The organism is Comamonas sp. DB36, assembly GCF_057914905.1.
The window spans coordinates 583433-599217 of the sequence record NZ_CP196632.1 but is presented as its reverse complement, the minus strand read 5'-3'; the positions used below and the strand labels follow the sequence as shown (position 1 = coordinate 599217).

Annotated in this window: 15 protein-coding genes; 7 read left to right on the top strand and 8 right to left on the bottom strand. The window is 65.9% G+C overall.

Features of this window, described 5'->3' with window-relative positions; all coding sequences use genetic code 11:
* Nucleotides 1-2: 2 nt before the first annotated feature.
* From ACSVDO_RS23725 to ACSVDO_RS23705, 5 genes are read right to left on the bottom strand one after another with little or no spacing between them, the layout of a single operon-like run.
* A complete protein-coding gene (locus tag ACSVDO_RS23725; protein ID WP_489596749.1) occupies nucleotides 3-761 on the bottom strand; it encodes an SDR family oxidoreductase in 759 nt (252 codons plus the stop codon).
* Complete coding sequence (locus tag ACSVDO_RS23720; RefSeq protein WP_489596747.1) at nucleotides 758-1765, bottom strand: TRAP transporter substrate-binding protein; 1008 nt, start codon at nucleotides 1763-1765, stop codon at nucleotides 758-760. Before ACSVDO_RS23720 ends, ACSVDO_RS23725 begins: the two co-directional genes overlap by 4 nt.
* A gap of 59 nt (nucleotides 1766-1824) precedes the next feature.
* Complete coding sequence (locus tag ACSVDO_RS23715) at nucleotides 1825-3105, bottom strand: TRAP transporter large permease (RefSeq protein WP_489596745.1); 1281 nt, start codon at nucleotides 3103-3105, stop codon at nucleotides 1825-1827.
* A 12-nt stretch (nucleotides 3106-3117) separates the two neighbouring features.
* Nucleotides 3118-3630, bottom strand: a complete 513-nt coding sequence (locus ACSVDO_RS23710) for a TRAP transporter small permease (protein WP_332547870.1) — start codon at nucleotides 3628-3630, stop codon at nucleotides 3118-3120.
* A 26-nt stretch (nucleotides 3631-3656) separates the two neighbouring features.
* Nucleotides 3657-4148 carry a gluconokinase gene (locus ACSVDO_RS23705; RefSeq protein ID WP_489596743.1) on the bottom strand — a complete coding sequence of 164 codons (492 nt, stop codon included), beginning with the start codon at nucleotides 4146-4148 and terminating at the stop codon, nucleotides 3657-3659.
* Nucleotides 4149-4360: 212 nt separating this feature from the next.
* On the opposite strand from ACSVDO_RS23705, the gene gntR reads away from it, so the two are divergent.
* Nucleotides 4361-5389, top strand: coding sequence for an HTH-type transcriptional regulator GntR (gntR, locus tag ACSVDO_RS23700; RefSeq protein ID WP_332547869.1), 1029 nt, complete (start codon nucleotides 4361-4363; stop codon nucleotides 5387-5389).
* A gap of 126 nt (nucleotides 5390-5515) precedes the next feature.
* A complete protein-coding gene (locus ACSVDO_RS23695; RefSeq protein ID WP_489596740.1) occupies nucleotides 5516-6718 on the top strand; it encodes a hypothetical protein in 1203 nt (400 codons plus the stop codon).
* Between the two features lie 20 nt (nucleotides 6719-6738).
* Here the strand turns inward: ACSVDO_RS23695 and ACSVDO_RS23690 are convergent, their stop codons facing one another.
* Nucleotides 6739-7749, bottom strand: coding sequence for a LacI family DNA-binding transcriptional regulator (locus ACSVDO_RS23690; protein WP_332536094.1), 1011 nt, complete (start codon nucleotides 7747-7749; stop codon nucleotides 6739-6741).
* Between ACSVDO_RS23690 and ACSVDO_RS23685 the strand changes: the two genes are divergently transcribed.
* Both ACSVDO_RS23685 and ACSVDO_RS23680 read left to right on the top strand, forming a co-directional pair.
* A complete protein-coding gene (locus ACSVDO_RS23685; protein WP_489596738.1) occupies nucleotides 7748-8008 on the top strand; it encodes a hypothetical protein in 261 nt (86 codons plus the stop codon). The two genes, ACSVDO_RS23690 and ACSVDO_RS23685, sit on opposite strands and share 2 nt — an antisense overlap.
* Before the next feature lie 40 nt (nucleotides 8009-8048).
* Complete coding sequence (locus ACSVDO_RS23680; protein ID WP_489596737.1) at nucleotides 8049-9203, top strand: L-talarate/galactarate dehydratase; 1155 nt, start codon at nucleotides 8049-8051, stop codon at nucleotides 9201-9203.
* 19 nt (nucleotides 9204-9222) lie between these two features.
* Here the strand turns inward: ACSVDO_RS23680 and ACSVDO_RS23675 are convergent, their stop codons facing one another.
* Entirely contained in the window at nucleotides 9223-10434 is a 1212-nt protein-coding gene (locus tag ACSVDO_RS23675) for a PrpF domain-containing protein (protein WP_489596735.1), read from the bottom strand.
* 8 nt (nucleotides 10435-10442) lie between these two features.
* A complete protein-coding gene (locus ACSVDO_RS23670; RefSeq protein ID WP_489596733.1) occupies nucleotides 10443-11432 on the bottom strand; it encodes a D-2-hydroxyacid dehydrogenase family protein in 990 nt (329 codons plus the stop codon).
* A gap of 163 nt (nucleotides 11433-11595) precedes the next feature.
* On the opposite strand from ACSVDO_RS23670, the gene ACSVDO_RS23665 reads away from it, so the two are divergent.
* The 3 genes from ACSVDO_RS23665 to ACSVDO_RS23655 all read left to right on the top strand — a co-directional run bounded on the left by ACSVDO_RS23665 (nucleotide 11596) and on the right by ACSVDO_RS23655 (nucleotide 15784).
* Nucleotides 11596-12120 (top strand): sigma-70 family RNA polymerase sigma factor, encoded by a 525-nt coding sequence (locus ACSVDO_RS23665; RefSeq protein ID WP_489596731.1) that lies wholly within the window; start codon nucleotides 11596-11598, stop codon nucleotides 12118-12120.
* Nucleotides 12121-12181: 61 nt separating this feature from the next.
* A complete protein-coding gene (locus ACSVDO_RS23660; RefSeq protein WP_489596729.1) occupies nucleotides 12182-13288 on the top strand; it encodes a FecR family protein in 1107 nt (368 codons plus the stop codon).
* Nucleotides 13289-13420: 132 nt separating this feature from the next.
* Entirely contained in the window at nucleotides 13421-15784 is a 2364-nt protein-coding gene (locus tag ACSVDO_RS23655; RefSeq protein ID WP_489596728.1) for a TonB-dependent siderophore receptor, read from the top strand.
* The last annotated feature ends 1 nt before the right edge of the window (nucleotide 15785 follow it).

Below are 15785 nucleotides of genomic sequence, written 5' to 3'. Positions count from 1 at the left end.
TCTCAAAGGAACATGCGGTTCCAGGTGGGGCTGATCAGTATCTCGTTCATGCACACATGCGCAGGCATGTTCGCGACGAAGGCAATGGTGCGGCCCAGGTCTTGGGGCTGGAGCATGCGCGCCATGTCCTCGTCGGACGGCGGCACGGGGCGCTGCTTCAGGATGGGAGTCGCCACTTCGGCGGGCAGCAGGCAGCAGGCGCGCAGGCCGTGGCGGAATTCCTCGATGTTGAATTCGTGCGTCAATGCGGCCACGGCCGACTTGCTCGCGGTGTACGCCGCGCCGGGCATGGCCGCGGTGAAGCGCCCGGCCCACGACGCCACGTTGATGATGGCGCCGCCCCCGGCGGCACGCATCACGGGCAGCACGGCGCGCATGGTGTGCACCGTGCCTTTCAGATTGATGTCCAGCACGCGCTCCCAGTCGGCCGCGCTGCAGTCGGCCCAGCTGCGGCGCTGCACGTTGATGCCCGCGGCATTGACCAGCAGATCGATGCGGCCATGGCGCGCGGCAATCTGCTGCGCCGCGGCCTCGGCCGCGGAGGCGTCGACCACATCGAGCGCCAGCGCCTCGCAACTGCCGCCGCGCGCGGCGATCTGCGCGCAGGCCTGGGCCAGCACGTCTTCGCGCCGGCCCGACAGCAGCACATGCCAGCCGCCCTCGGCCAGCGCCTGGGCGCCGGCCAGGCCTATGCCCGTGCCCGCGCCCGTGACCCAGGCGACGCGGCGTGCGGCGGCATCCGGTGCGGCGGCCAGGCTCATTTCGCGGCGCGCAGCTTGGCGAGCTCGTCCTGGGTCTGCTTCCACAGGTCCATGCCCACGGTGGTCGCCACCGAGGCATTGACCTGGGTCAGCTTGTCGCGCATGCGGCCGGCTTCGGCGGCCGACAGCTCGTTGACCTGCATGCCCTTGGTCTTGAGATCGGCCAGGGCCTTGGCAGCTTCGTCGCGCGTGTCCTTGCGCTCGAAATCACGCGCCTTCTTGGCCGCGTCCATGATGACCTTCTGCTCGTCCTTGCTCAGGCCATCCCACCACTTCTTGCTGACCGACACCATCCAGGGGCTGTAGACATGGTTGGTCACGGTGAGGTACTTCTGCACTTCGTAGAACTTGCTCGACACCACGGTGTTGTACGGGTTCTCCTGGCCGTCCACGGCCTTGGTTTCCAGCGCCGTGAACAGTTCCGAGAACGGCAGCGGCACGGCGTTCGCGCCCAGGGCCTTGAAGCTGTCGAGGAAGACATTGTTCTGCATCACGCGCAGCTTGATGCCGTTCATGTCCTCGAGCTTGGTCACGGGGTGCTTGTTGTTGGTCAGGTTGCGGAAACCGTTTTCCCAATAGACCAGACCGACGATGCCCTTGGACTCGAGCGTGGCGCGCACCTTGTCGCCCACCGGGCCGTCGAGCAGCGCGTCGGCTTCCTTGGCATTGTTGATCAGGAAAGGCGTGTCCCACAGCGCCATCTGCGGCGCGACGCCGACCAGCGTGGCCGTGGAGCCGACCATCATCTCCTGGGCGCCGCCGATCAGCGCCTGCTGCATCTGCATGTCGGAGCCCAGCGCCGCGTTGCCTATGCCGCGCACCTTCATCTTGCCGCCCGTGGCTTTCTCCACCTCCTTGGCAAACAGGCGCACGGCCCGGCCCTGGTTCGAGTCATCGACCAGGCCGTAGCCGAAGCGCACGATGCGCGGCTTGAAGTCCTGGGCCTGCACGGCACCGGCCGCCATCAGTACGGCCAATGCGCCGAGGGCAAATTTGATTCGCATGTCTGTCTCCTGGTTGATATGGGGGGCACCATGCCCCCCGGGTTTGGAAAAACTTGGTTTCAATGCATCCAGCGCAGCGGCGCCAGCACGATCTGCGGGAAGATCACCAGCAGCACGGCCAGCAGCACATAGGCCAGCAGGAACGGCGTCGTGCCCTTGATCACGGTTTCCATGCGCAGCCTGCCGACCCCGGCAACCACGTTCTGCACCGTTCCCACGGGCGGAGTGATCAGGCCGATACAGCCCACGTAGATGAACATGAAGCCGAAGTACACCGGATCGATTCCGGCCTTCACGGCCAGCGGCGCGCAGACCGGGCCGAAGATCAGGATGGTGGGCGTCAGGTCCATGGCCGTGCCCACGACCAGCAGGAACAGCATCATCAGCGCCATGAACAGCATGGGGTTGCCCAGCAGGCCCGAGAAGCTTTCGGCCAGCAGGTTGGGCAGGTCGGCCAGCGTGATCATGTAGGCGGTGACCGTGGCCGCGCCGCACAGGAACATCACCACGGCCGTGGTCTTGGCCGCGGCCAGGAACACGTCATACAGCTTGTTCCAGCTCATCTCGCGGTAGACCACCATGGACACGAACAGCGCATAGACCGCGGCCACCACGGCGGCTTCGGTCGGCGTGAAGATGCCGCCCTTGAGACCGCCCAGGATGATGACCGGCATCATCATGGCCCAGAAGCTCTTGGCCAGCGTCTTCAAGCGCGTGCCCCAGGGCATGCGAGGGCCGCTGGCGAGCTGGAACTTGCGCGCGATGGTCCACCAGGCCGCGATCAGGAACACGCCCATGATCAGACCGGGAACAATGCCCGAGAGAAACAGCTTGCTGATCGAGGTATTGGTCGTCACGCCGTAGATCACGAACGGCATCGACGGCGGAATGATGGGCGCGATGATGCCGCCCGAGGCCAGCAGGCCCGAGCTGTAGCTGTCCGGATACTTCTGGTCGCGCATCATGGGGAGCAGGATGGTGGCCAGCGCCGCGGTGTCGGCAATGGCCGAGCCGCTCATCGACGCCAGCAGCACGGCCGCGCCAATCGTCACGAAGCCCAGGCCGCCGCGGATATGGCCCACGAAGGCGCTGGCCAGATCGATGATGCGCCGCGACAGCCCGCCGGCGTTCATCAGCTCGCCGGCCAGGATGAAGAACGGCACGGCCAGCAGCGGAAAGTTGTCGAAGCCCGCCTGCAGGTTCTGCGCCAGCAGCTGGGTGTCGAAGAAGTCGAGGTGCCACATCAGCGCCACCCCGGTGAGCACCAGCGAATGCGCGATCGGCATGCCGATCACCATGCCGCCGATCAGCACGAACAGGAAAATGAAAGTCACGACCATGTTGCCAGCTCCTTATTCGACTTCAAGGATGGAGCCGTCACGCGCCGGATCGTGCGGGCCGCGGCGCATGTCGCGCAGCGCCACCACCAGCATGCCTACGGCCAGCACCAGCGTTGCCGCCGCACCCAGCGCCAGCGGGTAGCCCATGACCGTGCTGTAGCTGCTCAGCCCGGCCTGGACCTGGGCCCATGAGCCCCACAGCAGCAGCAGCATGCAGGCCACGACCAGCAACTGCGTGAGCCAGAACAGCGCGCGGCGCACCGGCGGGCTGACGCGCGAAGTCACCATGTCGAAGCCAAGGTGGCTGCACTCGTAGGCAGCGACGATGGAGCCGACCGCGACCAGCCAGACGAACAGCAGGCGCGAGATTTCCTCGTACGAGACGATGCTGGTGTTGAACACGTAGCGCAGCACGACGTTGACGAACACCGCCACCACCATTCCGGCCAGCGCCACCACCATGAACAGCTCGGCCGCGCGCTGCAGGCGCGGCTTGGGCTTCACTGGACTTGTTTCTGCATGCATGGGTATTTCCTTGTTTTCGGGATATGTCACGCCGCGGCCGGCGCGTGCCAGGCGTTGGCGCGGCGCACGATCTCGGCCAGGGGCAGCGTCGCGTCAATGCCCACCACGCCGGCTTCGGCGTCGGGGCGCTCCAGCGTCGCGAACTGATTTGCCACGAGATCGGGCGAGAAGAAGTGGCCGGGGCGCTGCTGCACGCGCTGCAGGGCGGTCGCGAAGTCCAGGTCCAGGAACACAAAGCCGAGCGCGCCCTGCGGCTGCGCCAGGCGCAGGCAATCGCGGTACTTGCGCTTCAAGGCCGAACAGGTCAGCACGATGCCGCTGCTGGCGCTAGCCGTGGCCAGGATGCCGCACAGGTCGGCAAGCCAGCTCGCGCGGTCGTCATCGGTCAAGGCGATGCCGGCCTGCATCTTGCGCACGTTTTCGGGCGAATGGTAGGCGTCGCCTTCATGCAGCGTCCAGCCCAGCGTCTGGGCCAGCATCTGGGCCACGCTGGACTTGCCGCAGCCGGAAACACCCATCACCACCAGGGCATGGGCATGGCACGGCACAGGGGCCGCCGCCGGATGGAAACTTTGGATAGCGCTATCCGTGTTGGTCATAAAAAAACGAGGGCATGATTCCTCGTACTGAAAAATTTGCGTTGGATTATCGCGGGAAAATAGCGGTGTTTTCGCGCTCGGATAGCGCTATCATAGATTTTTCGACTTTCTCCAGTCATCAGGACAAACCCTTGACAGAAGCACCGCGTCGTTCGCGCCGCTCCAGCGGTCGCACCACCCTTTCCGATGTCGCCCGGCTCGCGGGCGTGAGCCCGATCACCGTCTCGCGCGCGCTGCGCGGCGAGCGCGGCGTCGATCCGCAGCTGGTGCTCAAAGTCCGGCAGGCTGCAGACAGCCTGGGCTATGTACCCGACCCCGCGGCGCGCGCCCTGGCCTCGCAAAAGAGCACGCAGGTGCTGGTGCTGGTGCCGCTGCTGTCGAACGCGCTGTTTGTCGACCTGCTCGAAGCCGTGCACCGCACGCTGTTTCCCGAAGGCTTCCAGCCGCTGATAGGCGTGACACACTACGACAGCGCCGAGGAGGAACTGCTGCTGCGCACCTATCTGCCGCACCGGCCTGCGGGCCTGCTGGTCACGGGCTTCGACCGCAGCGAGACCTCGCGCCGGCTGATCGCCCAAAGCGGCGTGCCCTGCGTGCACCTGATGGAGACCAGCGATGCGCCCGGCGTGGCCTGCGTGGGTTTTTCGCAGACCGACGCCGGCGCGGCCATCACCCAGCATCTGCTGGACCGCGGCCGGCGGCGCATCGCATTTTGCGGCGCCCAGCTCGATCCGCGCGTGCTGCAGCGCGCCGAAGGCTATCGCCGCTGCCTGCGCGCCGCCGGAATCTACGACCCGCGGCTCGAGATGCTGAGCCCCGAGCGTTCATCGATCGCGCTGGGCGCGCGGCTGTTCGAGGAAATGCTGCAGCGCATGCCCGACATCGACGCCATCTTCTTTTGCAACGACGACATCGCCCAGGGTGGGCTGCTTGCCGCCCATCGCCTGGGCGTGCAGGTGCCCGCGCGCATCGCCATGGCCGGCTTCAACGACCTCGCGGGCAGCGACCAGATGGTGCCTTCGCTTACCACCGTGCGCACGCCGCGCAGCGAAGTCGGCCGCGAAGGCGCAGCCATGCTGCTGGGCATGATGCGCGGCAGCGCGGCCGCGCCCGGCAGCATAGAGCTGGGCTACGAGCTGGTGGTGCGCGAAAGCACCTGACTCCTGCCTGCGGCGCGCGCCGACGCGGGCACGGTTGCGGCGCAACCGACGCGGCGCGCCGTCTTCCGGCATGGGCCGGCGGGCCGGCACTGTTCAATCGAGGTGACGCATCCGGCATGGCATTTGATGCTTGCAGCGCGCCCAGGGCCCAGGCTGCGCGGCGCTCCACCAGCAAGGAGAACCAAGATGAGGAACAGCCGTCAGCCCCGTTGGGGCGCAATGATTGTCGCCGCAGGCCTGCTCGCGGCATGCGGCGGCGGATCGGGCAGTGGCGGCGATGAAACCGCTGCCGGCACGGCGATCCAGCGCCCGTCCGCCATTTCGGGCCGCGAGGTCACCATCTTCACAGGCGCCGGCAGCGCGCAAGAACCGCCCATTCCCGACCAATACGAAGATCGCGACATGGGTGGCTTCATATCGGGATGGGGCCGAAGCTATGCCAGCGCGTCCATCAAGTTGCTGATCAGCGCCATCGGCGCGAAAGAACTGCGCGGTCATCTGGAAAGCTTCAAAGCCGCAAGCCAGAACGCCGAGGAACGCAGCGCCGCCGACCAGTTCATCAAGCTGATCGACGAAGCCTACTCGCAGCACGGCTCGGTTTGGACCGCCGACTTCCTCAAGAGCCTGCAAAACCTCGCGCCGTTCAACCAGCGCAATGCGGCCGGCGAATGGGCATTCAAGCTCGACCAGGAACTGTTCTCCGACGAAAAGGAGCCGGAAAAATTTCTGCCCTTGCTCTCGGAACTGTTCCATCTCGACACCCTGCCCGGCTGGTCGTTCGAAGTCCAGGAAACCTATGTGCACCAAGGCCAGGAACGCGCGCAGGAGCGTGCAAAAAACCGCTTCCAGCTGTTCCAGCCGGTCGATCTGGGACGTATCAAGCCAGAAGATTTGCCACGCTTGAACCTGCAAAAACTTGTCGATCTGCTGCATGCGCAAGACGAAGCACAGGTCCAGTGGAAGCCCGGCGACGCAGCACTCACCGCGGTCAAGGTCATCAGGCAGGTGCGTATCCCCGATGCGGAGCAATTCAAAAGACTCACCATCAGCGTGCAAGGCGGGCTTTCCAAGCTGGTCACGTTCAACCTCGACGATACGGTCACGCTGCAGGCCACCGATCAGAAAACCGGGCAAAAGCTGGCGATCACCATGACGGGCAAGCAAGCCATCACCTGGAACAACTCACGCTATGAGATCCGCATCAAGAATCAAAAAGGACTGTGGGTGGAGCACGACGAAAGCGCGGTGTCCCATGGCGACGAGAGCGACAGGCAAGACCAGCTCAAGATGATCAATTTCGCGGTGACCAAGATCACGCCGCTGTCCTGAGACCATTCCGGCCAGGCGCGCTAGCCGTGCTCCAGTGACGTCGAGCGCCGCTCGATGATGCGAAAGCCCAGATCGACAATCGGCTGCTCTATGGGCCTGCCGTGGCTGCGGTCGATGATCAGCTGGGCCGCGCGCCGGCCTATCGCCGCGCCGTCCACGTGCACCGTGGTCAGCGACGGCTGCATGTCGGCCGCGAAGTCGGCGTTGCCGAAGCCGCAAACCGCCAGGTCTTCGGGAACGCGCAGTCCGCGCGCCTGGGCTTCGGCCAGCACGCCCTGGGCCAGTTGGTCCGAGCTGCAGTAGATCGCCTGCAGGCCCGGGTCCTTGGTCAACAGTTCCGTGAGCGCCCTGCGCCCCAGGCCCATGCTGCTGGGCGCAGGCACGACCGCCGTGGGAACGTCTCGGCCCATGGCCGCGAGAAAGCCTTCGCGCCGCAGGCCGCCGCGGTGGTCGTCGCCGGTGGCAATGCCCACGCGCTGCCAACCCCGGCCCAGGAAATAGCCCGCAATGGCGCTGCCCACCTTCACATGCGAAAAGCCCACCAGCATGTCGACCGGGCGCTCGCTCAGGTCCCAGGTCTCGACCACGGGAATGCCCACGCGCTGCAGGCGCTCGCGCGCGCTGGCCGAATGCACCAGGCCGGTGAAGACGATGCCGTCGGGGCGCCGGCTGATCATGGTGTTGATCAGCGCTTCCTCATGCGCATGGTCGTAGCCCGTCTGACCCAGTATCAGCTGGTAGCCGGCCTGGGACAGCACATCGGTCAGCGACTGCACCGTGGGCAGGAACTGGGCCACCGAAATCGCCGGCACCAGTCCTGCGACCAGCATGCTGCGTCGGGACTTCAGGCCGCCGGCCAGCAGGTTGGGGATATAGCCCACGGCCTCGGCCGCGGCCTGCACCTTGAGAATCGTCGCACTGGAAACCAGCTTGGGATTGGTCAGCGCGCGCGAAGCGGTGATCAGCGAGACCCCCGCGGTGCGGGCGACATCGTGCAGCGTGGCGGCTTTGAAAGGGACGGGAGTGTTCATGGACATGGGCCGACTCGGCATGAGCGGCCTGACTACCCGGCTAGTTTACGGCCTGGGCCAGCGCCGCGATGCGAGACAAGGCGATGGCAGCCCGCACGCGGCCCAAACGACCAGGGAAAACCCGTGTGTGCAGCCATTGACCCGCAAAATGACAACGTTATCATTACCCATCAAGTGCCATCACTGCGATGCGTTGCAAACCAATAAACGTATTTTTCAAAACGCCCACCAAGCCCACTCTTTTTTTGCGCATGAATGACAACGTTATCTTTTCGCCCGTAAACACCATGACCAACGCCATGCCCTCCTCCGCCAACGCCCCACTGTCCGCCGACAGCATTGCCTGGGTGCGTGTGTCGTCCTGCTATCTGCCGCTGGCCAACCCGATCAGCGATGCCAAGGTGCTGACCGGTCGCCAGAAGCCCATGACCGAGATCGCCATGCTGTTCGTGCAGATTGAAACCAAGGACGGCCACCAGGGCCTGGGCTTGAGCTATTCGAAGCGCGCGGGCGGGCCCGGCCAGTTTGCGCATGCCAAGGAAATCGCGCCGGCGCTCATAGGCGAAGACCCCAGCGATATTTCGCGGCTGTGGACCAAGCTGCAGTGGGCTGGCGCGTCGGTGGGCCGCAGCGGCATGGCGGTGCAGGCGATAGGTGCGTTCGATGTCGCGCTCTATGACCTCAAGGCGCGGCGCGCGGGACTGTCGCTGTCCAAGCTGCTGGGTTCGCAGCGCGACTCCGTGCGCTGCTACAACACTTCGGGCGGCTTTCTGCACACGCCGCTGGACCAGTTGCTGGTCAATGCCGCGGCCTCGCGCGAGCGCGGCATAGGCGGCATCAAGCTCAAGGTCGGCCAGCCCAACCAGGCGCTCGACGTGCAGCGCGTCGAAGCCGTGCGCCGGCACCTGGGCGACGACATGCCGCTGATGGTCGACGCCAACCAGCAATGGGACCGGCCCGCCGCGCAGCGCATGTGCCGCATCTTCGAGCAGTTCAATCTGGTCTGGATCGAGGAGCCGCTGGACGCCTATGACTTCGAAGGCCATGCGGCGCTGGCCGCGCAGTTCGATACGCCGATTGCCACCGGCGAGATGCTCACCTCGGCGGCCGAGCATGCCGAGCTGATCCGCCACCGCGCGGCCGACTATCTGATGCCCGATGCGCCGCGCGTCGGCGGCATCACGCCTTTTCTGCGCATCGCCGCCCAGGCCGAGAACGCCGGGCTGGCGCTGGGGCCGCATTTCGCGATGGAACTGCATGTGCATCTGGGCGCGGTCTATGCGACCGAACCCTGGGTCGAGCATTTCGACTGGCTCGAGCCGCTGTTCAACGAGCGTCTGGAAATCAAGGACGGGCGCATGCTGGTGCCCACGCGCCCCGGCCTGGGTTTGAGCCTGAGCGAGCAGGCCCTGGCCTGGACGCGCGAAGTCGCCGAAGTGGGCAAGCGCCCCTGAGCAGGCAGCGCTGGCGTCTCTAGCCGGCGCGCTGCGCCAGCGCCGCGCGCAATGCGGCCGACGCCGCATACAGCGGCACATAGCCCTTGAGCAGCACCTGGGCGCTGCGCTGGTACGCGGCCGAGGCGATGCGCAAGGCATCGCCCTGCATGGAAGCCACCACCGTGGTCGACAGGATTCCCGCGGGGTTCTCGATATCGACCTTGACTTCGCCCAGCACCGATGTCGCGCTCTTGGGCGCGAGTTCGTGCGCCACCGAGCCCGCCACCAGCGTGGCCGCGGCCAGGCAGCAACCGCCCGAGACCGCCAGCGAAGCATGCACGGTCTGCGGCGTGAAATAGCGCACGGCGAGATCCGCCCCGCTGCGCGCCGCGCCGATGATGCAGACCTTGGGAAGGGTCTCGCTTTGCGCGATGTCGGCGGCGCTCATCAGGCTGCCGTTCTTGCGCCGCAGCTGCATCTTCACGCCCGCTTCGACCCAGATCGCCTTGAGCCGCTGCAGGAAGTCGGCGTCGGCTGCGAGTTCGCCCACCGATTCATGGCCGGTCTTGCCCAGATCGGTGGCGCGCACGATGACCATGGGCACGGCCACGTCGACACAGCTCACGCGCACCCCGGCAATGGTGTCGACCGCGTTGCCCGTGGGCAGCAGCGCGCCGGTCTTGGCGCCCGCGGGCTGGTGCAGGAACAGGTCCACGGCCGGGTGCCGGCCCATCACGCCCGGAATCTCGGCCGTGGCAAACCCGCCATCGGCTTGCAGCACCATGCGCGACGTGGTCAGCACGCCGGTGTTGGTGTTGCGTATCGCGAGTTCGTGGGCGCCGGTTGCGATGTGTTCCACCAGTTCGCTGTCGAGCGCCCACAGCTGCAGCGCCGAGGACATATTGCCGCAGTTGACGCTCCAGTCGATGCGGCCATGGTCGGCCGCGAGCTGGGCCAGCGTGCTGACCAGGCGCGCGCCGGCGTCGGCCTGCTCCATGCGGGCGAAAAACACCTTGTTGCTGGTGGCCGGGCCGCGGCCCAAGCCCGTGGTCTGTTTGTTGCCCGGGCGCTCGCGCTCCAGGGGCACGCCCATCAGGTGGCGCAGCAGTTCCTCGCGCAGTTCATCGTCGGCAGGCGCGGCCGGCTCCCAGATCACCAGGCCGGTCGAGGTGCCGCCGCGCATGTGGTGCACGGGAAACTCCCAGACGCCGTGGCGCAGGCGGGGGCCGGGCATTTGCGGCATGGTCATCGATGCCTTCACGTGCGGGCCAGCGCCGCGGGATTGCAGACATTGGTCGGCGTTCCCGCAAAGAAACTGGCAACGTTCTCGAAGGCCGCGCGAAAGTAGATCTCGTAGCCCTTTTGTTCGACATAGCCCAGATGCGGCGTGGCGACGACATTGTCGGCCGACAGAAACCATTCATTGCCGGCCACGGGTTCGGTCTCGAACACATCGAGCGCGGCGTAGCCGGGACGTCCCTGGGCCAGCGCCTGCTGCAATGCGCCCGGCGCCAGCAGTTCGGCGCGGCTGGTATTGACCAGCAGGGCCGAAGGCTTCATCGCCTGCAGGTCTTCGAGGGTCACAATGCCCTGCGTGGCGGCGTTGAGCCGCAGGTGCAGGCTCACGATATCGGCCTGGGCAAAGAAGCTTTGCCTGGATTCGGCGACGCGATAACCGTCGGCCTGCGCCTGCGCGCGGCTGGCTTCGCGGCCCCAGACGACAACGTCCATGCCGAACGCCTTGCCATAGCCTGCGACGCGCTTGCCCAGCTTGCCATAGCTCCAGATGCCCAGCGTATCGCCCTGCAGCGCGCGGCCCGGCGTGTTGTGGCGCGCGTCCAGCGACGCGGCCTGCCAGCGGCCTGCCTTCATATGCGCGACATACTGCGGAATCTTGCGGTAGGCCGCCATGATCAGCGCCCAGGTCAGCTCGGCCGGCGCCGTCGGGTCGCCCACACCTTCGGCAATCGCCACGCCGGCCGCCGTCGCGGCGGCCACATCGATATGGCCGCTGACCTTGCCGGTCTGCGAGATCAACTTCAGATTGGGCAGGCGCGCCAGCAGGCTCGCGGTGATTTCCGTGCGTTCGCGTATCAGCACCAGCGCGTCGAAGTCCTGCAGCGCGGCCGCGAGCTGGTCTTCGTTCATGGTCTGCGTGAAAACGCTGACGTCGTGGGCGCTCAGCAGCGCATTGCAGCCCAGCTTTTCAACGGCATTCTGGTAGTCATCGAGTACGGCAATCTTCATTTTTGTCCCTCCGGCACATTGATCGTGCAGCGCGCATTATGGCCGGCGCCGACTGCCGGCATAATACGAGCCATTCCCATCTGCGTGCTCCTCAGGCCAGCCCTCGCCACGTCTCTACGCCAGACTGTTTCAGGAATGTGTCCACCTTGGATCATGGGCTGCCGTGCTTGAGCGCTACTACCGAGAACTGCTGAATTTTTGTTCCCGCAGGGTCAAGGACCGCGATGCGGCGGCCGAAGTCGTGCAGGAAAGCTATGCCCGCGTGCTCGCCATCCAGCGCTCCGAAGTTGCCATCCACGAGCCACGCGCCCTGCTCTATCAGACCGCGCGCCACGTCATGGTGGACCAGCACCGGCGCGAGCTGCTGCGCAGCCACGATGATCTGGCGGCGCTGGCCGAAGCCGATCACCCGCCCGCTCCCGTCCACCAGCAGCCCGATGCGGCATTCGCCTCGTCCCAGGCGCTTGAAGCCTATGCCGCGACCATCGAAGCCCTGCCCCCGCGCTGCCGCGAGGCCTTTGTGCTGCATGTGTTCGACGGCCTGCCACAGGCGCAGATCGCCAAGCGCATGGGCGCGTCGATCAGCATGGTCGAAAAGCACATTGCGCGCGCACGCATGGCCTGCCGTGCCTGCCAGCAGCAGATCCAGGGCCAGCCGCCGCCCCTACCCGCGGGCCGGAAAAAATGACTGTTTTCAAAGACCCGGGTGAGGATTCGAAGGCCTCGTGCGACATCACTTATAAGAGCCCATGAACCGACACGCCACCACGCCTTCCCATGCGGCCAAGCAGGACGCGGCGGACGCGCGCGAGTTCGACGACTTCGCGCGCGGCCAGGATCCGTTGCTGCTGGAAGCCGCGCTGTGGGCCACGCGCCGCAGCGCGGCCATGGACGCCGCCGCCGAAGCACAGTTCCAGGCCTGGCTGGGCGCGGCGCCCGAGCACGCAACGGCCTACGATCAGATGGCGCACAGCACCACGCCCGCACAGGCCCTGCCGCCGGCCCGCATCCAGGCACTCAGGAACAGTCTGCCGCGGCGCTCCGCGCCAGCGCAGCGCGACCGGCCCAAGGAGCACAGCGGCTGGCTTGCAGGCCTGGCGCCTTTCTTCCCGCAGGCAGCTACTGCCATGGCCGCCGTGGCCCTGGTCGCTGGCGGCTGGCTGGGCTGGAACCACTATGCGGGCCAGCCGACATTTGAAAAGCATTACGCGACCGACCGCGGCCAGCGCCTGGACATCGCCCTGCCCGACGGCAGCACGCTGCAGCTCGATGCGGCCACGCAGGCCGATGTGCGCCTCTACCGCGACCGGCGCGAAGTGCGGCTGGCCGAGGGCCAGGCGATGTTCGCGGTACAGGCCGATACGGCCCAGCCCTTCTCGGTGTTCGCCGGGCCCATGCGGGTGACCGTGGTCGGCACGCGCTTTTCCGTGCGCCACACCCAGGCCGGCATGGATGCGGGTCATACCGTGGTCGCGGTCGAGTCCGGCCGCGTGCGCGTGGCACCGGCCGCGCCCGGCGCGCAGCAGGCGCAGATCGAATTGACCGCGGGCCAGCGCGTCACGGCCGACGCCGCTGCGCAGTTGCAGCCCGTGACCAGGTTTGCGCCCGCCAGCGTCGCCAGCTGGCGCCAGGGCCGCATCAGCTTCAACGACACGCCGCTGCGCGAAGCCTTGGCCGAACTCGAGCGTTACGGCGATACGCGCCTGGTGCTGAGCGACCCCGCCGTGGGCGCACTGCGCCTGGGCGGCAGCGTCGATCTGCGCCAGATCGCCACCTTCACCCAGGCCTTGCCGTCGCTGCTGCCGGTGCGGCTTGAGCCGCGCAACGGCAAGATCGAAATCGTCGCCAGGCGCTGAACGCAGATTTTTTTGAAAAAGGGGGTGAGGGTTTGGCTCGCTCATGCGACTCCATTGGTAGTGATTCTTATTTCCACCACTGCTTTTCAGGAGTTTTCATTGATGCGGCAACCGAATTTCGCTCTCGCACCGTTGGCTCTGGCCTCCCTGTCCGCCTTGCTCGCCTGGGGCCTCGCCGGCAAGGCACAGGCTCAACCCGCTAGTCCCCTGGCAATCACCATTGCCGCCCAACCGCTGGGCAGCGCGCTCAACGAACTCGCGCGCCAGGCCAATCTGCAGTTGCTGTTTCCTCCGGCGCTGGTTGCAGGCAAAAGCGCTGGCGCGGTGACCGGGCACCTCACGCCCAGCCAGGCATTGGATCAGCTGCTCGCAGGCAGCGGGCTGACGGGTGTGGCGCAAGGCCGGGTCATCGTCGTCAAGCCGGCTGCGGCCGCGGACTCAGGCGCGGCACTGGCAGCGGTCACCGTGGTAGGCGCGCAGGACCGCAGCGGGGTGACCGAAGGTGCAGATTCCTATGTGGCACGTTCTTCGGGCGTGGCGACCCGACTGGACCTTTCGCTGCGCGAAACCCCGCAGACGGTGACCGTGGTGACGCGCCAGAAGATGGATGATTTTGCGCTCGGCAACGTCGAGGAGGTTCTGGAGAGCACCAGCGCGATCTTCGTGCAGCGCCAGGGCGGCGACGGCGCGCAATACTTCAGTCGGGGCTTCCGGCTGCAGTCGCAGTACGACGGCATGCCCAATCCGCTGGGCATTGGCGAAGACAATTTCAGCCCTTCGCCCGACAGCTCCTTTCTCGACAGGGTGGAGATACTGCAGGGCGCGGCAGGCCTGACCAGCGGTGCGGGCGAACCCGGCGGCACGATCAATCTGGTGCGCAAGCGCCCGACTGAACAATTCCAGGCCCATGTAGAAGCGCAGATCGGCTCCTGGAACCAAAGACGCCTGGTGGGCGATATCTCCACGCCGCTGACCGCGTCGGGCAAGATCCGCGGGCGGGTGGTGGCTTTCACGGACCATAGCGACTCGTTCACCGATTACATCTTCGACAACCGCCAGGGCGTTTACGGCGTCGTCGAAGCCGATGTGACGGACACGACCATGTTGTCGGCGATGGCGACCTATCAGAAGAACAAGTTCAACAGCCACTACGGCGTGCCCATGGCACCCGATGGCTCCAACCTGGGCCTGCCGCGCTCGAGCTTCTTCGGTGTGTCCAATGGCGACAGCACGCGCGACAGTCTCAGCTATACGCTGACTCTGGACCAGCGCCTGCCTGGCGAATGGCGCCTGAAAACCGCCTATACGCATGGCCGCACCGATGTCGACAACGTCCCCAGCAACATTGGCGGCACGCTGAACCTGGCGACCGGCGCGGGCCTGCGCATCTTCAACGCACTGCAGCAGCGTGAAACCGATGCCGATGTGTTCGAGGCCTATGTCAACGGCCCGGTGGATCTGCTGGGCCGCCGGCATGAACTGGCGTTCGGTGCCTCGCTCTCCAAGCTCAAGTACCGCAATCGGATGACCGACTATGTGTCTACCGACTTCAACCTCTACAACTTCGACCGCGCCAGCGTCACGCGTCCTTCCGGCACCTACCCCGAGTGGACCGAAGGCGACACCACCGAGCAGCAGGGGGTCTACGGCGTGGCCCGCTTCAATCTCGCGGATTCGCTCAAGTGGATTCTGGGCGGCCGCGTGAGCTGGTATGAGTTCCGGGCCGCAGGCGTGCGCGATCAGAAGGAAACCGCGGTGTTCACGCCCTACACCGGCCTGGTGTACGAGCTGGGCGAGAACTACTCGGCCTACGCCAGCTATGCCGACATCTTCAAGCCCCAGAACAGCCGCATGGCCAGTGGCGGCACGGTCAAGCCAGTGGTCGGCAAGAACTTCGAGTTGGGCCTCAAGGGCGAGTTTCTGCAAAAGCGCCTGAACACGACAGCTGCCATTTTCCGCTTGGAGCAGACCAATCTGGCCGAGGTCGATCCCAGCGTGCCTTACGACGAAAGCAATATCTGCCGCGGCAACTGCTTCCTGCCCGCAGGCCTGGTGGTCAGCAAGGGCATAGACTTGGGCGTGAATGGCGATGTGGCCAGGGGCTGGAAGATCGGCGCGGGCTACACCTACGTCGATAGCGATTACCGCAGCGGTGACCAAAATGGCCTGCCTTACCTCAGCTACGCGCCAGACCATATTCTGCGCGCCTACACCACCTACCAGATCCCGAACTCCGGCTGGACGGTAGGCGCCAACCTGCGCCTGCAAAGCAAGGTCTTCACCAAGACCGAGAGCTTCTTCATCCAGCAAAAGGCCTATGCGCTCGTGGGCCTGATGGCCAGGTATCGGATCAATCCGCAGGCCGAGGTCGGCATCACGGTCAACAACCTGTTCGACCGCAAATACTACGACGCCATCGGCAGCTACAGCACCAAGCTGGAGAACATCTACGGCACGCCGCGTCAGGTCGCGGTGAATTTCCGCTACGCATTCTGAT

Excerpts from the sequence above, each read along its gene's own strand:
- ACSVDO_RS23660 (WP_489596729.1), top strand. The coding sequence starts at position 12,182 with ATGAACCGACACGCCACCACGCCTTCCCATGCGGCCAAGCAGGACGCG.
- ACSVDO_RS23705 (WP_489596743.1), bottom strand. The coding sequence starts at position 4,148 with ATGGGTGTTTCCGGCTGCGGCAAGTCCAGCGTGGCCCAGATGCTGGCC.
- ACSVDO_RS23715 (WP_489596745.1), bottom strand. The coding sequence starts at position 3,105 with ATGGTCGTGACTTTCATTTTCCTGTTCGTGCTGATCGGCGGCATGGTG.
- ACSVDO_RS23720 (WP_489596747.1), bottom strand. The coding sequence starts at position 1,765 with ATGCGAATCAAATTTGCCCTCGGCGCATTGGCCGTACTGATGGCGGCC.
- ACSVDO_RS23695 (WP_489596740.1), top strand. The coding sequence starts at position 5,516 with ATGCTTGCAGCGCGCCCAGGGCCCAGGCTGCGCGGCGCTCCACCAGCA.
- ACSVDO_RS23710 (WP_332547870.1), bottom strand. The coding sequence starts at position 3,630 with ATGCATGCAGAAACAAGTCCAGTGAAGCCCAAGCCGCGCCTGCAGCGC.
- ACSVDO_RS23690 (WP_332536094.1), bottom strand. The coding sequence starts at position 7,749 with ATGAACACTCCCGTCCCTTTCAAAGCCGCCACGCTGCACGATGTCGCC.
- ACSVDO_RS23685 (WP_489596738.1), top strand. The coding sequence starts at position 7,748 with ATGGACATGGGCCGACTCGGCATGAGCGGCCTGACTACCCGGCTAGTT.
- ACSVDO_RS23725 (WP_489596749.1), bottom strand. The coding sequence starts at position 761 with ATGAGCCTGGCCGCCGCACCGGATGCCGCCGCACGCCGCGTCGCCTGG.
- ACSVDO_RS23680 (WP_489596737.1), top strand. The coding sequence starts at position 8,049 with ATGCCCTCCTCCGCCAACGCCCCACTGTCCGCCGACAGCATTGCCTGG.
- ACSVDO_RS23670 (WP_489596733.1), bottom strand. The coding sequence starts at position 11,432 with ATGAAGATTGCCGTACTCGATGACTACCAGAATGCCGTTGAAAAGCTG.
- ACSVDO_RS23675 (WP_489596735.1), bottom strand. The coding sequence starts at position 10,434 with ATGACCATGCCGCAAATGCCCGGCCCCCGCCTGCGCCACGGCGTCTGG.